Genomic DNA, 18789 nt, shown 5'->3' with positions numbered 1-18789 from the left:
GCCGCAACGCTTGCCGATTATTTGATCTACCGATTCTGCGGGATCACCTCGTAACCCGGTTCTTCTGGCTCGTCGTCCAGCATCTCGGTTGGGAACCCTGGCGCCTGGATCTCCAGTCCGGTCGCGTCCTCTAGCCGCCTGATGATGTTCGGGGACAGTTCACGCTCACCATATCGCGCGATACCATCTTCGAAAATCTTGATCATCAATGGGTTTATCTCAAGGGGAACTCCGGCACGGTCGGCGACCTCCTGAAACAGACCGATATCTTTTTTCACCAGGTCCATGGTGAAGGAAATATCGCGCGAGCCGTTCAGGATGACCTGACTTTCGGTCTCGTGCACGAAGGATGTGCCTGACGATATCTTGATCGCTTCATAGGTGGTTCCAAGGTCCATACCGGCGGCCTTGGCTGTCACCAAAGCCTCGGCGCAGGTGATCAGGTTGGCGGTAGCCAGATAATTGGTCAACACCTTCAGAACAGAGGCCGAGCCCAGATCGCCCGTGTGCAAAATGCGCCGCCCCATGGTGGTCAGGAATGGCAGGATACGTTCAAAAGTCTCACGATCACAGCCTGCGAAGATCGAGATATTACCCGTCGCTGCCCGGTGACATCCGCCGGAAACCGGGCAATCCACTGCAGCCCCACCTCGTTCAATGACCATTGCGCCAAGGCGTTTGACTTCGGCTTCATCGGTGGTCGACATTTCCATCCAGATTTTGCCAGGGCCGACCTCTGGCAACATTTCCTGCATCACCGCATCCGAGGCCGCAGGAGAAGGCAAACAGGTTATAACAGCATCGCAATTGCGCATCAGTTGCGCCGGGCTTTTGGCGGCTTTGGCACCCTTGGCGACGAATTCGGTCACCAGATCCGGGTTCAGGTCATGAACCGTCAGATCGATACCGTTTCGTAGCAGCGATCCAGATAGCTTGCCCCCTACATTCCCCAGCCCGATAAACCCTACTTTCATGCGCGGTATCCTCCTGTTCGCATCTTGCTGCCATGCCAGCACGTCGTTGCAGAAGTATCATGCCGCCCAGCGACCCCGACAGGTCGCTTTTTATCCGCTTTTTCACGGATCGGCGCGACTCGCTTGACAAGCAACCCTGCCCTGCCGCATGTCCCTTTCGTTGGTGTCTGCGAGAGCAGATGAAAAGGGAATGCGTCAGCGGTTTTTGCCGTCAAACGCAGCCGCCCCCGCGACCGTGACCGGAGAGGGTGCCCAAAGCCACTGGCAGTATGGCCGGGAAGGCGGGACATCCGACAGAGGCCTCCTCTGACATCCGCAAGCCGGGAGACCTGCCAACGCCCGAAGATGAAACCGGACGGGGTGTTCCGGTGTGGGGCTGTGATCGGCCCGCATGAAACCCCGTCCCCCACGAAGAGGATTTGGGGGGATGAGAGACATGACCGAGACCGCACCGGTCGAACTGCTGGTTTGCACTACCTGCCGTCGCGGGCTGCCTGTCGAGGATGACGCCCAGCGCCCCGGCACGTTGCTGCACAAGGCGCTTGAACAGGCGGGCCTGCCCGAAGGCATTACCTTGAAAGCTGTGGAATGCCTGTCGAATTGCGATGAAGGCTGCTCGATCGTGCTACGCGGAGGACCGGATCGCTGGACTTTCGTGTATGAACATCTGAACGAGATCGACCATGTCGAAACCATCGTCGAAGGCGCAGCCAAATACCTCGCCACCGAGGACGGTTTGGTCAAATGGCGCGAACGTCCTGAACATTTCCGCAAAAACTGTGCGGCCCGCATTCCCCCGATTGGAGCCCTGAAATGAGCAATCTTGAGAAACTCCCCGTCACTGTGATCACCGGCTTTTTGGGCTCGGGCAAAACCACTTTGGTGCAACACCTGATGCAGAACCCGCAGGGCAAGCGTCTGGCGGTGGTCGTCAACGAATTCGGCGATGTCGGCGTCGATGGCGATATCCTGAAGTCCTGCGCCATTCCTGATTGCCCCGCAGAAAACATCATGGAACTGGCCAATGGTTGCATCTGCTGCACCGTGGCCGATGATTTCATCCCGACCATTGAAGCCCTGATGGCACTAGAGCCGCGCCCCGATCACATCCTGATCGAAACCTCCGGTCTTGCCCTGCCAAAACCCCTGCTGAAGGCGTTCGACTGGCCCGATATCCGCTCGAAAATCACCGTCGATGGCGTGATTGCTCTGGCCGATGCCGAGGCTGTGGCCGCTGGTCGGTTTGCACCGAATGTCGAGGCGGTGGATGCGCAACGCATGGCAGATGACTCGATTGATCATGAAACTCCCTTGTCCGAGGTGTTCGAGGATCAGATTTCCTGCGCCGACATCATTCTGCTGACCAAGCCCGATCTGGCTGGCCCGGAAGGCGTTGCGAAAGCGAAAGAGATCATCGCCGCCGAAGCGCCCCGCCCCCTGCCCGTAGTCGAAGTGGCTGAGGGTGCCGTGGACGTCCGCGTCGTGCTGGGTCTAGAAGCCGCGGCCGAGGATGACATGGACGCGCGTCCCAGCCATCACGACGGCCATCACGATCACGAGCATGACGATTTCGAAAGCATCATCGTTGAACTGCCCGAGCAAACCGATCCGATTGATCTGGTCGCCAAGATTGAACGATTGGCCAACGAGTTGAATATCCTGCGCGTCAAAGGCTATGCCGCCGTTCAGGGCAAGCCCATGCGCCTACTGGTTCAGGCCGTCGGTGCGCGCGTGCGTCACCAATATGACCGCCCGTGGGAGCCCGGCGAAGACCGTCGCTCGCGCCTTGTGGTCATTGCCGAGCATGACGATATCAAAGAGGCCGAGATCCGGGATATCCTCGTGGGTGTAACCGAGGCTGCCGAGTAAGACCTATGCACGTCGTCTTCCGCGAAAGCCATGGGCTCGAAGAAACCGAGACCCCGACCGATCTGGGCCAAAGCCCGGCTGATCTGGTGGTGCTGTCCTTTTCCGACAGTGACCTTGGCGCTTTCGCGGCGGGATGGCATCGTGGAGGTGGGCCTGAAGGACGCATGCCAACGATGCGGCTGGCCAATCTGACGGCGCTGAAGCATCCCCTCTCAGTCGACACCTATGTCGAGCAGACACTGGAGGGCGCAAAGGGCATCCTGATCCGTCTGATCGGTGGAGTGCCCTATTGGGCCTACGGCTTGCAGCAGGTTCTGGCGCTGGCGCAGGCCAAAGGGATTGCACTGGCCGTACTGCCCGCAGACGGTCGCGAGGATACGCGGCTGGATGATTACTCTACCCTGCCTGTCTCGACCCTGCGGCGGCTGGCGCATCTGTGCGACACCGGCGGTGAGGTCGCGGCGCAGGCCGCTCTGGCGCAGATGGCACTGGCTGCGGGGTTGTATGCAGGTCCGGTCATGGGCGCCAAGACCATCCCCGAATGCGGTGCCTGGTGCCCAGATCACGGCGTGATCCCTGCAGAAAACGCTCTGCCCGGTGATGCGAAACGTATCATCGTAACCTTCTATCGTGCTTATCTGACCTCGGCGGACACAGCCCCAATCGCAGCGCTGATCCGCAGCTTGCGCGCGCGAGGTTTTGAGGCCGTCGGCCTGTTTGCCCCGTCGCTCAAAGCACCAAATGCCGCCGATTGGCTGCGCGAGACTATTGTAGCGCTGAAGCCTTCGGCGATCGTCAACGCCACCTCATTCTCAGGCAAGGGCGCATCAGGCACCTCACCTCTCGATGTGGCAGAGGTGCCGGTCTTTCAGGTGGCGCTGGCCACCTCACGCCGCAAAGCGTGGGCCGAAGCGGAACGTGGCCTTTCACCAGCTGATCTTGCCATGCATGTGGTCCTTCCGGAAGTGGACGGGCGGATCAACGCGGGCATCGTATCCTTCAAAGAGCCGGGCAAACGCGACCCGCATCTCGAGTATTCTCGCTTCGCTCATCGGGCTGAACCCGAACGGATCGAAGCCATCATCAACCGCGTCTCCGGCTGGCTGAACCTTCACGACAAACCCAAAGCGGAGCAGGTTCCGGCGCTGGTACTATCGACCTATCCCGGCAAAGACTGGCAGATGGCACATGCAGTGGGTCTGGATGCGCTGGCCTCGGCTGAGGCAATGTTGCTCGATCTGCAAGGCGAAGGGTATGACACCGCGCCTACCGAGCCGATTGCTGAAACTCTTCTTGATGCCCGGATTTCATGGCCGCTAGAGGATTATCAGGCGGCGCTGGCGGCGCTGCCGGAAACACTCCGCGCCGATCTCAATAAGGTTTGGGGCACTCCCGAAGACGACCCTGCTTTCACAAATGGCGCGTTCCACTTCACTGCGCTGCGTCGCGGAAAGGCTCTGATCGCGCTGCAGCCCGAGCGCGGCACACCCGAACTGCGCGATGACGACTATCACGATCTGTCGCGCACACCGCGCCACGCCTACGTCGCCTTTTACTTGTGGCTGCGCAAAGGATTGGTCGCGGATGCGCTGATCCATATCGGCGCACATGGCACGCTGGAATGGTTGCCGGGAAAATCAGTCGCCTTGTGCAACGAATGTTGGCCCGAGGCGTTAATCGGCGATCTGCCGGTGATCTACCCCTTCATAGTCAACGACCCCGGCGAGGCCGCGCAGGCCAAGCGTCGGATCGGGGCGGTTACGTTGGGCCATATCCCACCCCCGATGAAGGAAAGCGGCACACCAGATCGCATGGTGCGGCTGGAATCGCTGTTGGACGAGTTCTCGAATGCGGATGGCCTCGACCCCAAACGCCGTGACCGCCTGCAGGAAGATATCCGGGACGAGGCGCAGGCCATCGGGCTGGAAAGCGATCTTGGCCTCGATCAGGCCACCTGTACCGCCGAGGCGATCACGCGCATTGACCGATTTGTCTGCGACATCAAGGAAAGCCAGTTCGGTGATGGGCTGCATATCTATGGGCGCGTCCCCGATGAGACGGGCAAATTCGACGCTGCCCCCTCAGCCCAAGCTGAACGCTCTGCCCTGATTGACGCTTTAGCGGGCAAACGGATCGAGGCCGGGCCGTCCGGATCCCCCTATCGCGGGCGTACGGATGTTTTGCCGACCGGGCGGAATCTATATACGACCGACCCACGCTCGGTTCCCACGCGCGCGGCCTACACACAAGGCGTCAAGCTCGCCGAAGAGCTGGTTCGGCGGCATCTGCAGGAAGAAGGCGACTACCCCAAGGGCTTGATCGTCGATCTATGGGGTTCGGCCACTATGCGCACAGCGGGCGAGGAATTCGCCATGGCGCTACACCTGCTGGGAGTGAAGCCGGTTTGGGATAAAGGGTCTGAGCGGGTCTCGGGCATCGAAGTTTTGCCGATCACCGATCTCAGCCGCCCGCGTCTGGACGTAACACTGCGCGTCTCTGGCCTGTTCCGGGACGTGTTCCCGACGCTTTCAGCGCTGTACGGTCAGGCTGTCCGCGCATTGACCAAACGAGATGAAGCACCCGACTGGAATCCTTACGCCGGTCAGGAGCCTGCGGCGCGGGTCTATGGGCCAGCCCCCGGCAGCTATGGTCTGAACATGACTCATCTGTCCGAAACCTATACGGATGAGGCACGCGTGCAAGCGGGTGAGGCTTGGCTTGATGCCAGTTCCTTCGCTTTGGAAGGCGAGCATATAGCGCAAGATAAGGACGGTATCTCGCAACGCGTCGCCAACGCCGACAGCTTTGTGCACCTACAGGACCTGACCGAGACGGACTTGTTGCTGGCCAATGATTATGCAACGCACGAGGCCGGATTTGCTGCCGCCAAGAAAATCACTGGTGGTACTGCGCAGCTTTATCATCTGGACAATACCAACCCGGACAACCCGCGCGCCCGCACCCTGCCCGAGGAAATCAGCCGCGTCGTCTATGCCCGCGCCGCCAACCCGGGATGGATTGCCGGAATGCAGCGGCACGGGTTTCGGGGTGCCGCTGAAATCGCGGCGACGCTGGATCATATGGCATCTTTTGCGCATCTGTCCGGCACAGTCGCACCGCATCTGTTCGATCTGTACCACGACGCCACGCTGGGCAATGAAGAGGTCGACGCCTTCCTGCAACAGGCAAACCCGCAAGCACATCAGGCCATGCAGGATCGGTTCCGGGCACTGCTGGAGGCAGGGCTATGGCATACCCGCCGGAACTCGATCCGCGCCGACCTGGAGGGGTTGGGATGAGTGCGCCCATCGTGCAGGGCTGGTGCCCCGGTGCCCATCGCCCGATGATGTCCGGTGATGGGCTGGTCGTGCGTGTGCGCCCTCGGCTGGCGCGCCTGGATGCCCAACAGGCGATAGGGCTGTGCGAATTGGCGGAACGGTTCGGCAATGGCACGATCGACCTTACCAACCGCGCCAACCTTCAGCTGCGTGGAGTAAAGGAAACCGACCATCAATCCTTGTTGGCCGCGCTTTCCTCGCTGAACCTGCTGGACGCCGAACCCGGAATCGAAATTCGCCGCAACATTCTGGTCTCGCCACTCTATGAAGCCGGTGATCTGACCGCTCGGCTGACACAGGAATTGATCCAGCGTCTGGCCGAGCTTCCGGATTTACCTGCCAAGTTCGGCTTTGCCATCGACACAGGTTCCGAGCGTTTATTGGCCGATGACTCGGCGGATATCCGGCTTGAACTCGGTTCGGGCAGCCTGATCCTGCGCGCGGACGGGGCCGAAACCGGGCGAGCGGTGAGCGAAGCCCAAGCAATCGACCAAGTGATCGCGTTGGCGAAGTGGTTTGCGCAAACCCACACAACCGAGACCCGCCGCATGGCGCGGACCGTTGCCACATATGGTTTGCCCAGCGAGTGGCAACGCAGCGCGCTCGGCCCCATTGGCGTGCCTCTTCAACCGGGAGCCTGCGCGCGGGGGACACTCTATGGCGCTGCCTTTGGGCAGCTACCGGCGCGGCAACTCCATTCGCTGATTGAAAACAGCAACGCCACTGCCCTGCGGGTCACACCATGGCGGCTGTTCCTGTTGGAAGGCGGGGCGGCGATACCCGCCCCTGACTTTGTCACAGATGGCACCGACCCGCTGAGAACAACCGACGCCTGCCCCGGCGCGCCATACTGCCCGCAGGCGCAGGTCGAAACCCGCGGTGTGGCGTGCGCCCTGGCCGCGCGCGTTGCAGGCAGCCTGCATGTGTCGGGCTGCGCCAAGGGATGCGCCCGAATGGGTCCGGCCGATGTCACTTTGGTTGGTAATTCCGGACGATTTGACCTTGTCAAACAAGGCCGCGCGGGGGATGAGCCCTGCCAACGCGGCCTGACCGAAGAAACACTCATGACCATGGACTTCACCTGATGCCCTATGAATACGAAACCGACGGCGCGGCGATCTACAAGCAGAGCTTTGCCACCATCCGATCCGAGGCTGATCTGGCCCGGTTCGATACCGATGAAGAACAGGTCGCCGTTCGGATGATCCACGCCGCAGGGATGGTCGGGCTGGAAGAATTCGTCCATTTCTCGCCCGGTTTCGTCGCCGCCGCCCGCACCGCGCTGGAAAATGGCGCACCGATCCTGTGTGACGCCCGCATGGTCAGCGAAGGCGTCACGCGCTTTCGCCTGCCCGCTGACAACGAAGTGATCTGCACCCTGCATGACGAGCGTGTTCGCCCTCTGGCTGCCGAAATGAGCAACACGCGCTCTGCCGCCGCGCTAGAGCTGTGGCGTCCGCATCTGGAAGGAGCACTGGTCGCGATCGGTAACGCCCCTACCGCGCTTTTCCACCTTCTGAACATGTTGGAAGATCCCGACTGCCCACGCCCCGCTGCCATTATCGGCTGCCCGGTGGGCTTCGTCGGAGCGGTCGAGTCCAAGGATGCCTTGTGGGAAGCGCAGCCCGTACCATCCTGTATCGTCAAAGGCCGTTTGGGAGGCAGTGCGATCACAGTTGCTGCCATCAATGCTATCGCGAGCCGCACGGAATGAGCGGGGGTAAAATATACGGCGTGGGCCTCGGCCCCGGCGATCCGGACCTGATGAGTGTCCGTGCGGACCGCCTGCTGCGCAATGCCCGCCATGTGGCGTTTTTTCGCAAACCTGGCCGCACAGGTCAGGCCCGCAAGATCGTCAATGGAATGATCCCCGGCGACGCCATCGAGTTTCCAATGGAGTACCCGGTAACCACCGAAATCCCGGTGACGGATCCAAGGTATAATGAACTCCTTTCGGTGTTTTACGAAGACTGTGCCGCACATCTGAAGTCGCTTACCGAAAATGGTGAGGATGTAGTGGTTCTGTGCGAAGGCGATCCGTTCTTCTATGGATCATTTATGCACCTTTACAATCGACTACGAGACATATCTGAAGTCGAAGTCGTACCTGCCATAACCGGCATGTCCGGCGCTTGGACCGCAACCGGTGACCCGATAACTTGGGGCGACGATGTCCTCACGGTTCTTGTTGGAACCTTGCCCGAGGATACGCTGACTGAACGCATGACCCAGACCGACGCGCTGGTTGTCATGAAGATCGGGCGGAACTTCGACAAGGTAAAGCGCGCGCTGAAACAGGCCGGGCTGTATGACCGCGCGTGGATCGTCGAATACGCTCAGATGCCGAACCAACGGGTCTGCAAACTGTCTGATAATTGCGAAGGAATCACGCCCTATTTCTCAATCATACTGGTTCATGGACAGGGACGCCGACCATGAGCGGTTGGGTCAAGATCGCTGGCCTTGGGCCTGGAAACGAAGCACTGGTCACTCCCGAAGTCACTGCCGCTCTGGCAGAAGCGACGGACGTGGTTGGCTACATCCCTTATGTTGCTCGGGTGGCCGAGCGAGAGGGGTTGACCCTGCACGCCAGCGATAACCGGGTCGAGATCGACCGCTCTCAGCACGCTTTGCAAATGGCGGCCGACGGTAAGCGCGTCGTTGTAGTCTCGTCAGGGGATCCCGGCGTGTTTGCAATGGCCGCTGCGGTGTTTGAAGCGCTTGAAAACGGGCCGAAAGACTGGCGTGACATACAGATCGACGTGCTGCCGGGGATCACTGCGATGCTGGCGGCTTCGGCCCGCGCTGGGGCACCGTTAGGGCATGATTTCTGCGCCATCAACCTGAGCGACAACCTGAAGCCATGGCCACTGATCGAAAAGCGCCTCCGACTTGCCGCGCAGGGCGATTTCGCCATGGCGTTCTATAACCCTCGCTCGAAGTCTCGACCGGAAGGGTTTGAAAAAACGCTGGAAATCCTGCGGGAAGAATGTGAGCCGGAACGCCTGATCCTGTTTGCACGCGCTGTATCCCGCGAGAATGAGGCTTTGCGGATTTCAACTCTGGAAGAAGCCACGGCAGATATGGCGGACATGCAGACCGTCGTCATCGTCGGCTCGTCCCTGACCCGCATAGTCGAGCGCAACAGCGCCCCGATCGTCTACACCCCGAGATTCACGCTGGCCAAGGATTAAGTATGCGCCAGCCAGTCCAAGACCTGCGTGACATTTGCCAACTCGGTCCGCTTCGGCAGGGTCGGACGGTCTATCATCAGAACCGGCAAGCCCAGCGCCCTTGCGGCATCCAGTTTGGCCCGCGCACCGGTGCCACCCGCATTCTTGGACACAATCAATTGCGTATGGTGACGTTCCATCAAGGCCCGGTCCTCTTCAACAGAAAACGGGCCCCGCGAAACGATCACATCGCTTTTCGGAAGCGGCAATGCGTCCGGATCGTCTACAAGCCGCAAAAGATAGTGATGCTGAGGTTGGGCTGCGAAGTCATGAAGATGCATGCGGCCAACTGCCAGGAAGACGCGGCGGGCTGGACCAGCCAAAGCTTCAACCGCAGCTTCAATATCCGGTACGTGCTGCCAGTTATCTCCGTCTTGCGCGACCCAGGCAGGCCGGGTCAGAGCGGCCAAGGGCGTTGCAGCCCTCGCACAGGCATCCACCGCATTTCGGCTCATCTGCGCGGCAAAGGGATGAGTCGCATCGACAACATGGCTGACGCCGTGCTCGTGAATGTACCGCGCCAGTCCCGCTGCACCACCAAACCCGCCCACGCGCATCGGCACGGGTTGCGAGCGCGGGTTATCGACACGTCCAGCGTAGGAATATGTAGCGGGAATGCCTTGATCGGCAACCGATTTTGCCAGAGCATTCGCCTCGGTCGTGCCACCAAGAATCAGGAGGTTGGGCATGTCTGAAACTCCGTGGTTGACCGTTCTGGGTTTGGGCGAAGATGGACTGGATGGCCTGTCCCCTGCAAGCCGTCAAGTGCTGGACCGCGCTGAGATTGTCATGGGTCCGACACGCCACCTGTCGTTGATCCCAGACAGCGCGGCGGAACGGATTGAATGGCCGGTCCCATTTGCCGATGGCCTGCCAATTCTGACCGCATTGCGCGGTCGGCAAACCGTTGTGCTGGCCTCGGGTGATCCGTTCTGGTTCGGGGCCGGGTCCGTTATCGCGCGTAATTTCGAAACGAACGAATGGATTGCCCTACCCGGCCAGTCGACCTTTTCGCTTGCTGCTGCGCGGCTTGGTTGGCCGCTTGAAAACACGTTGACCTTCGGGCTACATGCCGCGCCTCTGACGCGCCTTCGCCCTCACTTGGCACCCGGCCTGCGCGCGATTCTCTTGCTGCGCGACGGCAAAGCCGTAGCCGAGCTTGCGACCTATCTGGGCAAAACCGATTTTGCGGATTGTACTCTGCACGTCATGGAAGCGCTCGGTGGCCCCCGTGAACGCGCGCGCAGCGTGTCGCTGACCGAGGCGTTGCTTGGTACATTCGAACATCCGGTTTGTGTCGGTCTTGATGTCGCGGGTACTGGGCGTGCCTTTCCCAAAGCCTCGGGAAAGCCCGATGACATCTTTGAAACCGACGGCCAGATCACCAAGCGCCCCATTCGCGCGCTAACCCTGTCGGCGCTTGCTCCTCAGCGGGGTGAGCATCTGTGGGATATCGGTGGTGGCACCGGTTCGATCAGCATCGAATGGCTGATGTGCGATCCGACGCTAACTGCAACGACTATCGAGCCGCGTGCTGATCGGGCCGAACGCATTCGCCGCAATGCCAATACGTTAGGGCAGGATCGGTTGTGCGTTGTGCACGGTTCTGCACCAGAGTCGTTGGCTGATCTTGACCGACCCGATGTGGTGTTCATCGGTGGAGGTCTGAGAGCGGATCTGCTGAACTGGCTACACGCTAATCTTCAGGCCGGCACGCGGCTGATCGCCAACGCTGTGACATTGGAAAGCGAAGCGTTACTAGCTGAATGGCACGACAAGCTCGGCGGAGACCTGCTGCGCATCGAACTGGCGCAGGCAGCTGCGCTTGGTCCACGGCGAGCCTGGAAATCTGCCTACCCAGTGGTGCAGTGGAGCCTCACGTTATGATCGTCGCGGGGTTAGGTTTCTCATCCTCTGCTACGCTGGCCAGTCTTCGTGCCGCTTTCGAGCTTGCCTCGACAGGAAAAACTGTCGATGCCCTTGCGACCGTTGCGGACAAGGACGGACACGCCGCACTTGCCGCGCTTGCAGAAGCAACTGAGCTGCCGATACATTTCATTCCGGCAAATGATCTTGCCGAACAACGCACACTTACTTGCTCAACCCGCAGTCGCGCCACATATGGCACCGGCAGCGTGGCCGAAGCATCCGCTCTTGCTGCCGCCGGACATGGCGCGCGGCTGATTTCACCCAGACAAATCTCGGACGACCGGCTTGCAACCTGCGCCGTCGCCATCGGAGGACAGACATGACCGTTCATTTCATCGGCGCCGGACCGGGCGCCGCCGACCTGCTGACCCTGCGCGGGCGCGATATCATCGCCTCCTGCCCGGTGTGCCTTTATGCGGGTTCATTGGTACCCGAGGAGATTCTGGGCCACTGCCCCAAAGGCGCGAAGATCGTAAACACCGCACCCATGGATCTGGATCAGATCATGGCCGAAATCGAAGCAGCGCATAAAGCTGGACAGGACGTGGCGCGGCTGCATTCCGGGGACCTCTCGGTCTGGTCGGCGATGGGTGAGCAAATCAGACGTCTGAAAGAGATGGGTGTCCCGGTCAGCGTCACGCCCGGTGTACCCTCGTTTGCGGCTGCGGCTGCAGCGCTCGGGACCGAGCTGACACTGCCCGGTCTGGCGCAATCAGTGGTCTTGACCCGCACGCCCGGGCGTGCGTCTTCGATGCCGGAAGGCGAGACACTGAAAAACTTCGCTAAAACAGGTGCGACATTGGCTATCCACCTTTCGATCGGAAATCTGGATAACGTCATCGCCGACCTGACACCTGCCTATGGGGCAGACTGCCCGGTCGCCGTGGTCTACCGCGCTAGTTGGCCGGATGAGAAGATCATCCGCGCAACGCTTGCCACATTGAAGGAGGCGCTGGACAACAGCATCTCGCGCACCGCACTGATCATGGTTGGTCCGGCGCTTGCAGGTGAAGGGTTTGACGAAAGCTGCCTGTATTCCAAGACATATGACCGCCGCTATCGCCCTCAAAGCGCCGACAGTCCGTGGTCGAGCTGGAGCCATGGTGATGACTAACCCACCGGGAATACTGATTTCCGCTCCGTCTTCGGGTACAGGCAAGACCACAGTAACGCTAGGATTGCTCCGGGCGCTGGCCGAGGACGGCTTGACCGTACAACCGTTCAAAAGCGGACCGGACTACATCGACCCGGCTTTTCACCGGGCTGCGGCAGGCCGTGCCTCGTTCAATCTGGATAGCTGGGCGATGGGGGAGACGCTGCTAAGCGCGATCTCTGAGCAGGCGACGGGCGCGGATATTGTAGTGGCCGAGGGCTCGATGGGTCTGTTTGATGGTGTCGCCAAACCCGGAGAGCTGGGGCATGGGTCGAGCGCTGAAACGGCGCTGCGCATGGGATGGCCGGTCGTTCTGGTCCTGGATGTCGGAGGACAGGCGCAATCGGCGGCGGCGACCGCGCTTGGCTTTCGGATGTATAACCCCGATCTACCTTTTGCCGGGGTGATCCTGAACCGCTGTGCCAGCCCAAGACATGAGCGGCTGACGCGGCTGGGCATGGAACGGGCTGGATTGCCGGTTCTGGGCGTTCTTCCGCGCCGAGGTGATCTGACTCTGCCCGAAAGACATCTAGGCCTGATCCAGGCGGTTGAGCATCCGGATCTGGAAACGGCAATCGCCGGATACGCCGCATTCCTGCGTGAACATGTCGATTTGGATGCGATCAAACAGGCGGCCTCCTCAGGCCCTGCTGGACCATCGTCAGCCGCGTTGCCGCGACCCCCGGCGCAGAGGATCGCACTGGCCCGTGATGCAGCGTTTTCATTTACCTATCCGCATCTTCTGGAAGGGTGGCGCAGCGCGGGTGCAGAGATACTGCCCTTTTCACCTCTGGCAAACGAAGCGCCAGCTGCAGATGCCGATCTGGTCTGGTTACCCGGGGGATATCCTGAGCTGCATGCGGGAACATTAGCCGCGGCAGATATCTTCTTGACCGGCCTACGGAAACACGCGGAAACGCGGCCCGTGCATGGTGAATGCGGGGGGTACATGGCATTGGGGGAAGTTCTGGTCGACAAGGAAGGCGCCCCACATCAGATGGCGGGGTTGTTGGGTCTGCAAACCTCATACCAAAAGCGCAAATTCAACCTTGGTTATCGCAGGGCTGAGCTTTTGGCGTCGATGCCGGGCTTTGCCAAGGGTACAGCCTTGCGCGGACATGAGTTCCACTATTCCTCGATCATCGAACAACCTGACGCTCCTCTTGCGCGAGTCTTCGATGCCGAGGGGGCCGAAGGCCCTCAGACAGGATCGCGACGTGGCAATGTCACCGGCACATTTTTCCATCTTATTGCAGAGGCCTCGGCATGACCGGTTTTGTCTCTTTCATTGGCTCCGGTCCGGGTGATCCAGAGCTACTAACGCTCAAGGCCGTAGACCGGATGCAGAAGGCCGATGCGGTGCTGTTTGATGATCTCAGCAGCGGCCCGATCCTGACCCATGCGCGTGACGATGCTGATCTGGTTGGTGTTGGCAAACGCGCCGGTCGCCCTTCGCCCAAGCAGGATCACGTCAGCCGATTGTTGGTGGAGTATGCGCAGACCGGTCAGCAGGTGGTACGCCTGAAATCCGGTGACGGAGGATTGTTCGGTCGACTGGAAGAAGAACTGGTCGCGTTGCAGGCAGCCGGCATCAAATATGAGATCATTCCCGGCATCCCCTCTGCCGTCGCGGCGGCAGCTGCCGCTGGTATTCCTCTGACCCGACGCCTGACTGCACGTCGTGTTCAATTCGTCACCGGGCATGACGTAAGTGGCAAATTGCCGACCGATCTGAACCTTCCCGCCCTGGCTGATGCTAGCGCGACAACGGTCGTATTTATGGGCAAGCGCACTTTTCCCTTGCTGGTCGAAGCCCTGAGCGCGCATGGCTTGCCGTTGGAGACGCCTGCATTGATGGCCGAATCTGTTTCAACTCCAGAGCAATCCTTGGAGCGCTCCACAATCGGAGACCTGTCCGACAAGCTGCGATCCGAGGTTGGAACCGCCCCGGCCCTGATCCTGTATGGCCCGCTGGCAGAGTTCGAATATGTTTGAACTGATCCTGATCGGAATCGGAACGGGTAATCCCGACCACCTGACCTTTCAGGGGGCGAAGGCGATCAGATCAGCGGACCTGATCCTGATTCCGCGAAAAGGAGAGAACAAAGCCGATCTGGCCGGTTTGCGCGAAGACATCATCACGCAGGTCACCGACAAACCTGCACGGATCGCCTATTTCGACGTTCCCAAACGCCGGGCAGATGACGGTTATCTCCGAGGCGTCGATGAATGGCACGACGCAATTGCCCTGCGCTGGCACGAGTCGATTTCAGCCTACCCGGACGCGCAGAAGGTGGCGTTGCTGATCTGGGGTGATCCGTCGCTGTATGACAGTTCGCTAAGAATTGCAGCGCGGCTGGACCCGCAACCGCGAGTCCAGGTTATGCCGGGAATCACAGCGTTACAGGCGTTGACTGCAGCCCATGCGATCCCGATCAATGATCTGGGCGCGCCCTATGTCGTGACCACAGGCCGTCGCATCCGCGATGATGGATGGCCTGAAACGGCGTCGAAAGTGGCCGTAATGCTGGATGGCGAATGCTCGTTCCAGAGCCTGAAGATGACCGATTATGACATCTGGTGGGGGGCATATGTGGGCATGAAAGAAGAGATTCTGATCAAAGGCCCATTGGCGGATGTGGCGCAAGACATTCTGGATACCCGCGCGCAGGCCCGTTCTGATCACGGCTGGATCATGGATATCTATCTGCTGAAGAAACGTGCGGCCTGACGCGCGCACAGGATTGTGAGCCCCGTTTCAGCGCTTTTCTGTCATCAATTCCCCAGTCAACAGGAAGGGAAAGAACATGAGGGCGCTTTGGGCTGCGATCTGCCTGCTGGCGATGCCTGCTTGGGCCGACGGCATCGAACCTCTTACTGGATGGGCGGTTTACTCCAGCGGAAAAAGCTATGAGACCCTCGTGGATGACACAAAGGCCGCGGTAAAGGAAAACGGCCTGATCGTTGTGACACAGGCCGGGCCGACCAAAGCGGCGGCCTCGCGCGGTATCACCATTCCGGGCAACCGGGTGATTGGCGCATTCAACAACGATTACGCGGTTCGTGTTCTTGAAACCTCGACCAACGCGATGATCGAAGCGCCCATCCGCTTCTACGTAACCGAGAACGAGGACGGCACTGCAACCCTTTCTTACAAGACACCAAGCTTCGTCTTTGCCCCTTACGCAGACGAGGGCGGAGACGCTCTGCGCGAGATTGCCATAGAATTGGACGCAAAGTTTCAGGCCGTAGCGGAAAACGCCGTCAAATAGTCACACTGACGTGAACCTGCTTGCGTCCGGACGCGTCCTCCGCAATCTGCTGACAGATAACTTTGTCGGAGCTTGATTAATGCAGGACCTGTCTCCCCGCGCTGCGGATTTGTTGGCACAACGCCTTTTCGAGGCCGGATGCCGCCATGCGTTCGGAATGCCCGGCGGCGAGGTTCTGACATTGGTGGATGCGTTGGAACGCGCGGGCATTGCTTTCCACCTTGCAAAACACGAAAACTCAGCAGGTTTCATGGCCGAAGCGGTCCACCATCGCGATGGTGCACCTGCAATCCTCGTGGCCACGCTCGGACCCGGAGCGATGAACGGGATCAATGTTGTCGCCAACGCCCTGCAGGATCGGGTGCCGATGATCGTGCTGACCGGATGTGTCGACGCGGATGAGGCGTTGACCTACACCCATCAGGTGATGGATCACGCGCAAGTCTATCGCTCGATCACCAAAGGCAGCTTCATGCTGACGGCCGACGGGGCCGATATCATCGCCGACAAGGCGGTATCGCTTGCCAACCAAGCGCGCCCCGGCCCGGTACACATCGATGTGCCTATCTCGGTGGCCGATACGCGCGTATCAGGGGTTAAACGTCGTCGACTGGCAAAAGTTGCTCCTGTCGCGCCTGGCGCGGAATGTCTGGAAAAGGCCCGCCGCTGGGTGGCCGAGGCTGAGCGACCTTTGGCGATCATCGGTCTTGATGTTCTTTACGACGACTCGCGCTGTGTGGTGCTAGCATTTCTAGAGCATTTCAACATTCCCTTTCTCACCACCTACAAGGCCAAGGGGGTGGTGCCCGAGGATCATCCACTCTGCCTGGGCGGGGCGGGTTTGTCTCCGCTGGCCGATAAGCACCTAGTCCCGCTGGTGGAACAGGCTGATCTGGTACTGTGTTTGGGATATGACCCTATCGAGATGCGCCCCGGCTGGCGCGAGATATGGAACCCAGAAACCAAGCGCGTGATCGACATATCAGCCGTGGTGAACGATCATTACATGCATCAGGCTGGGCTAAATCTGGTCGCCGACACCGGCGCAACGCTTGAGGCCATTGCCAAGGGCAACCCTGCCGGCAAGACTTGGCCGAATGGTGAGTCTGAACAGGTCAAGGCTGCGCTGGCGAATGCTTTTCCGATAGATGAAGACTGGGGACCGGCGGCGATCATCGCAGAAACTCGTGCCGTTCTGCCACCCGAGACCCTCGCCACGGCAGACAGCGGCGCGCATCGCATTCTGCTCAGTCAGATGTGGGAGTGTTCGGAGGCACGAGGGTTGATCCAGTCCTCGGCGCTCTGCACCATGGGGTGTGCCGTTCCGATGGCGATCGGTCTGAAATTGGCCGAACCGGATCGCCCCGTGATCAGCTTTTCTGGCGATGCCGGCTTTCTGATGGTTGCCGGAGAGCTGTCGACTGCCGCCGAATTGGGTGGCAACCCAATTTTTCTGGTCTTTGTCGATGCCAGCCTTGCGCTGATCGAACTGAAACAGCGCCAGCGCCAGATGGGCAATCGCGGCGTGGACTTTGACCGCCATAACTTTGCGGCTTTAGGCCGCGCATTCGGCGGTTATGGTCACACAGTTCGTAGCCGCGACGATTTGCGGGCTGCATTGGATCAGGCGTTGAAAGCAGACAAATTCACTGTCATTGCTGCGGAAATTGACCGTGGAGGATATGATGGCCGCATCTGAAGGACCGCTGAAAGGCGTCAAGGTACTGGACCTGTCTCGCATTCTGGCAGGACCCACTTGTACGCAGTTGTTGGGCGACCTTGGCGCTACCGTCATCAAAGTCGAAAACCCGGCGACCGGTGGTGATGATACGCGGCAATGGGGCCCTCCTTACGCCGAGGATGCGGATGGCAACCGCTCAGACCTGAGCGCATATTTCATGTCCTCCAACCGCAACAAGAAATCGGTCGCCTTGGATATCGCAACACCCGAAGGACAGGCAGAAGTCCGACGCCTAGCCTCGCACGCTGATATACTGATCGAGAATTTCAAACCCGGTGGACTGGCGAAATACGGGCTCGACTACGCAACCTTGTCCAATGAGTTTCCCGACCTCGTCTACTGTTCAATCTCAGGCTACGGGCAGACAGGCCCCAACTCATCGAAGCCCGGATATGATCTTATGGCGCAAGGATATGGCGGGATCATGTCTCTGACCGGAGACGCCGACGGCGCGCCGATGAAAGTAGGCGTCGGAATTGCTGACGTGATGTGTGGTATGTATGCCTGCGTTGGTATTCTGGCTGCGCTGCGTCATCGCGACATGACTGGCGAGGGTCAGCAGATCGATCTGGCGCTGGTGGATGCACAGATCGCTTGGCTGATAAATGAGGGCGTGAATTATCTGACCTCGGGCGAAGTGCCTCAGCGGCGCGGCAACGGGCATCCCAATATTGTGCCTTACGAGGTCTATCAGACGGCGGATGGGCACGTGATTCTGGCCGTTGGAAATGACAGTCAGTTCAAAAGATTTTGCAGCTTCATCGAAAAGCCAGAGCTTGCCGACGATCCCCGATTTGCCACCAACCCGGCCCGTCTTGAAAATAGGGATGCGTTGAATGCGATCCTGCGCCCGGCAGTTCAGGCGCTGGATACAGGCAGCGTTATCGCGGGGCTTGAAGACCTGAAAGTCCCTGTTGGCCCGGTGCGGACGCTCGATCAGGTTTTTGCCTCGGATCAGGTCGCTGCCCGCCAGATGCAGATCTCGATGCAAGCTGAGCCTGGCGAGGTGCAACTGATCGGGAATCCCCTGAACCTGTCACGCACGCCTGTAACATATCGCAGCGCACCACCGGTCTGTGGGGCTGACACACAGGCTGTTCTGAACGCGGAAAATCCCTTCGAAGATTGAAACACTCTGCCCGTTTAGGCGGCAAGTTGCTGAAACATGCCCTTGAATCGGCGGTTTTTTTCGCGTTTCTCACACACGGGATTTCACCAATTCGAGAGCAGGGTCGATACTGTTACGACCCGGCTGCACACTCTGTTACATCGAACAGTGT

General features: G+C 59.8%; 18 protein-coding genes and 1 riboswitch. Of the genes, 16 read left to right on the top strand and 2 right to left on the bottom strand.

Annotated features, from left to right (window positions below; translation table 11 throughout):
- Nucleotides 1–26 precede the first annotated feature (26 nt).
- A complete protein-coding gene (locus ACRZ9U_RS04755) occupies nucleotides 27–1013 on the bottom strand; it encodes an NAD(P)-dependent oxidoreductase (RefSeq protein ID WP_370644452.1) in 987 nt (328 codons plus the stop codon).
- A 105-nt stretch (nucleotides 1014–1118) separates the two neighbouring features.
- Nucleotides 1119–1325, top strand: a riboswitch (cobalamin riboswitch).
- Between the two features lie 85 nt (nucleotides 1326–1410).
- Between ACRZ9U_RS04755 and ACRZ9U_RS04750 the strand changes: the two genes are divergently transcribed.
- From ACRZ9U_RS04750 to cobJ, 7 genes are read left to right on the top strand one after another with little or no spacing between them, the layout of a single operon-like run.
- A complete protein-coding gene (locus tag ACRZ9U_RS04750) occupies nucleotides 1411–1791 on the top strand; it encodes a DUF1636 family protein (RefSeq protein ID WP_170391837.1) in 381 nt (126 codons plus the stop codon).
- Entirely contained in the window at nucleotides 1788–2843 is a 1056-nt protein-coding gene (gene cobW, locus ACRZ9U_RS04745; protein WP_170401230.1) for a cobalamin biosynthesis protein CobW, read from the top strand. The genes ACRZ9U_RS04750 and cobW overlap by 4 nt, the downstream gene beginning before the upstream one ends.
- Before the next feature lie 5 nt (nucleotides 2844–2848).
- Nucleotides 2849–6142, top strand: coding sequence for a cobaltochelatase subunit CobN (gene cobN / locus ACRZ9U_RS04740; RefSeq protein ID WP_170401232.1), 3294 nt, complete (start codon nucleotides 2849–2851; stop codon nucleotides 6140–6142).
- A complete protein-coding gene (cobG, locus tag ACRZ9U_RS04735; protein WP_170401234.1) occupies nucleotides 6139–7266 on the top strand; it encodes a precorrin-3B synthase in 1128 nt (375 codons plus the stop codon). The genes cobN and cobG overlap by 4 nt, the downstream gene beginning before the upstream one ends.
- The gene (locus ACRZ9U_RS04730) at nucleotides 7266–7895 is read left to right on the top strand and encodes a precorrin-8X methylmutase (RefSeq protein WP_170401236.1); all 630 of its coding nucleotides are present in this window, start codon (nucleotides 7266–7268) and stop codon (nucleotides 7893–7895) included. Before cobG ends, ACRZ9U_RS04730 begins: the two co-directional genes overlap by 1 nt.
- Nucleotides 7892–8620 (top strand): precorrin-2 C(20)-methyltransferase, encoded by a 729-nt coding sequence (locus ACRZ9U_RS04725; protein WP_170401239.1) that lies wholly within the window; start codon nucleotides 7892–7894, stop codon nucleotides 8618–8620. Before ACRZ9U_RS04730 ends, ACRZ9U_RS04725 begins: the two co-directional genes overlap by 4 nt.
- Nucleotides 8617–9375, top strand: a complete 759-nt coding sequence (gene cobJ / locus ACRZ9U_RS04720; RefSeq protein ID WP_170401242.1) for a precorrin-3B C(17)-methyltransferase — start codon at nucleotides 8617–8619, stop codon at nucleotides 9373–9375. The genes ACRZ9U_RS04725 and cobJ overlap by 4 nt, the downstream gene beginning before the upstream one ends.
- Here the strand turns inward: cobJ and ACRZ9U_RS04715 are convergent.
- Complete coding sequence (locus tag ACRZ9U_RS04715; RefSeq protein WP_170401244.1) at nucleotides 9372–10103, bottom strand: cobalt-precorrin-6A reductase; 732 nt, start codon at nucleotides 10101–10103, stop codon at nucleotides 9372–9374. The genes cobJ and ACRZ9U_RS04715 overlap by 4 nt on opposite strands.
- Here ACRZ9U_RS04715 and cbiE point away from each other — a divergent pair.
- The 9 genes from cbiE to ACRZ9U_RS04670 all read left to right on the top strand — a co-directional run bounded on the left by cbiE (nucleotide 10102) and on the right by ACRZ9U_RS04670 (nucleotide 18638).
- On the top strand, nucleotides 10102–11301 hold the full coding sequence (gene cbiE, locus ACRZ9U_RS04710; protein ID WP_170401246.1) for a precorrin-6y C5,15-methyltransferase (decarboxylating) subunit CbiE: 1200 nt from the start codon (nucleotides 10102–10104) through the stop codon (nucleotides 11299–11301). The two genes, ACRZ9U_RS04715 and cbiE, sit on opposite strands and share 2 nt — an antisense overlap.
- A complete protein-coding gene (locus ACRZ9U_RS04705) occupies nucleotides 11298–11666 on the top strand; it encodes a cobalamin biosynthesis protein (protein ID WP_170401248.1) in 369 nt (122 codons plus the stop codon). Before cbiE ends, ACRZ9U_RS04705 begins: the two co-directional genes overlap by 4 nt.
- Nucleotides 11663–12457, top strand: coding sequence for a precorrin-4 C(11)-methyltransferase (cobM, locus tag ACRZ9U_RS04700; protein WP_170401250.1), 795 nt, complete (start codon nucleotides 11663–11665; stop codon nucleotides 12455–12457). Before ACRZ9U_RS04705 ends, cobM begins: the two co-directional genes overlap by 4 nt.
- Entirely contained in the window at nucleotides 12444–13766 is a 1323-nt protein-coding gene (locus tag ACRZ9U_RS04695) for a cobyrinic acid a,c-diamide synthase CobB (RefSeq protein WP_170401252.1), read from the top strand. Before cobM ends, ACRZ9U_RS04695 begins: the two co-directional genes overlap by 14 nt.
- Nucleotides 13763–14491: a uroporphyrinogen-III C-methyltransferase gene (gene cobA, locus ACRZ9U_RS04690; protein ID WP_480901312.1), complete on the top strand. Its 729-nt coding sequence runs from the start codon at nucleotides 13763–13765 to the stop codon at nucleotides 14489–14491. The genes ACRZ9U_RS04695 and cobA overlap by 4 nt, the downstream gene beginning before the upstream one ends.
- On the top strand, nucleotides 14484–15227 hold the full coding sequence (gene cobF, locus ACRZ9U_RS04685; RefSeq protein WP_170401255.1) for a precorrin-6A synthase (deacetylating): 744 nt from the start codon (nucleotides 14484–14486) through the stop codon (nucleotides 15225–15227). The genes cobA and cobF overlap by 8 nt, the downstream gene beginning before the upstream one ends.
- Before the next feature lie 76 nt (nucleotides 15228–15303).
- Nucleotides 15304–15768: a DUF302 domain-containing protein gene (locus ACRZ9U_RS04680; RefSeq protein ID WP_170401258.1), complete on the top strand. Its 465-nt coding sequence runs from the start codon at nucleotides 15304–15306 to the stop codon at nucleotides 15766–15768.
- A gap of 79 nt (nucleotides 15769–15847) precedes the next feature.
- A complete protein-coding gene (locus ACRZ9U_RS04675; RefSeq protein WP_480901311.1) occupies nucleotides 15848–17467 on the top strand; it encodes a thiamine pyrophosphate-binding protein in 1620 nt (539 codons plus the stop codon).
- Nucleotides 17454–18638: a CoA transferase gene (locus tag ACRZ9U_RS04670; protein WP_170401261.1), complete on the top strand. Its 1185-nt coding sequence runs from the start codon at nucleotides 17454–17456 to the stop codon at nucleotides 18636–18638. The genes ACRZ9U_RS04675 and ACRZ9U_RS04670 overlap by 14 nt, the downstream gene beginning before the upstream one ends.
- The last annotated feature ends 151 nt before the right edge of the window (nucleotides 18639–18789 follow it).

The sequence above is a fragment of the Ruegeria sp. D7 genome, assembly GCF_056534355.1.
Note: the sequence above shows the minus strand (reverse complement) of the source record. Positions and strands in the feature narration are given on the sequence as shown.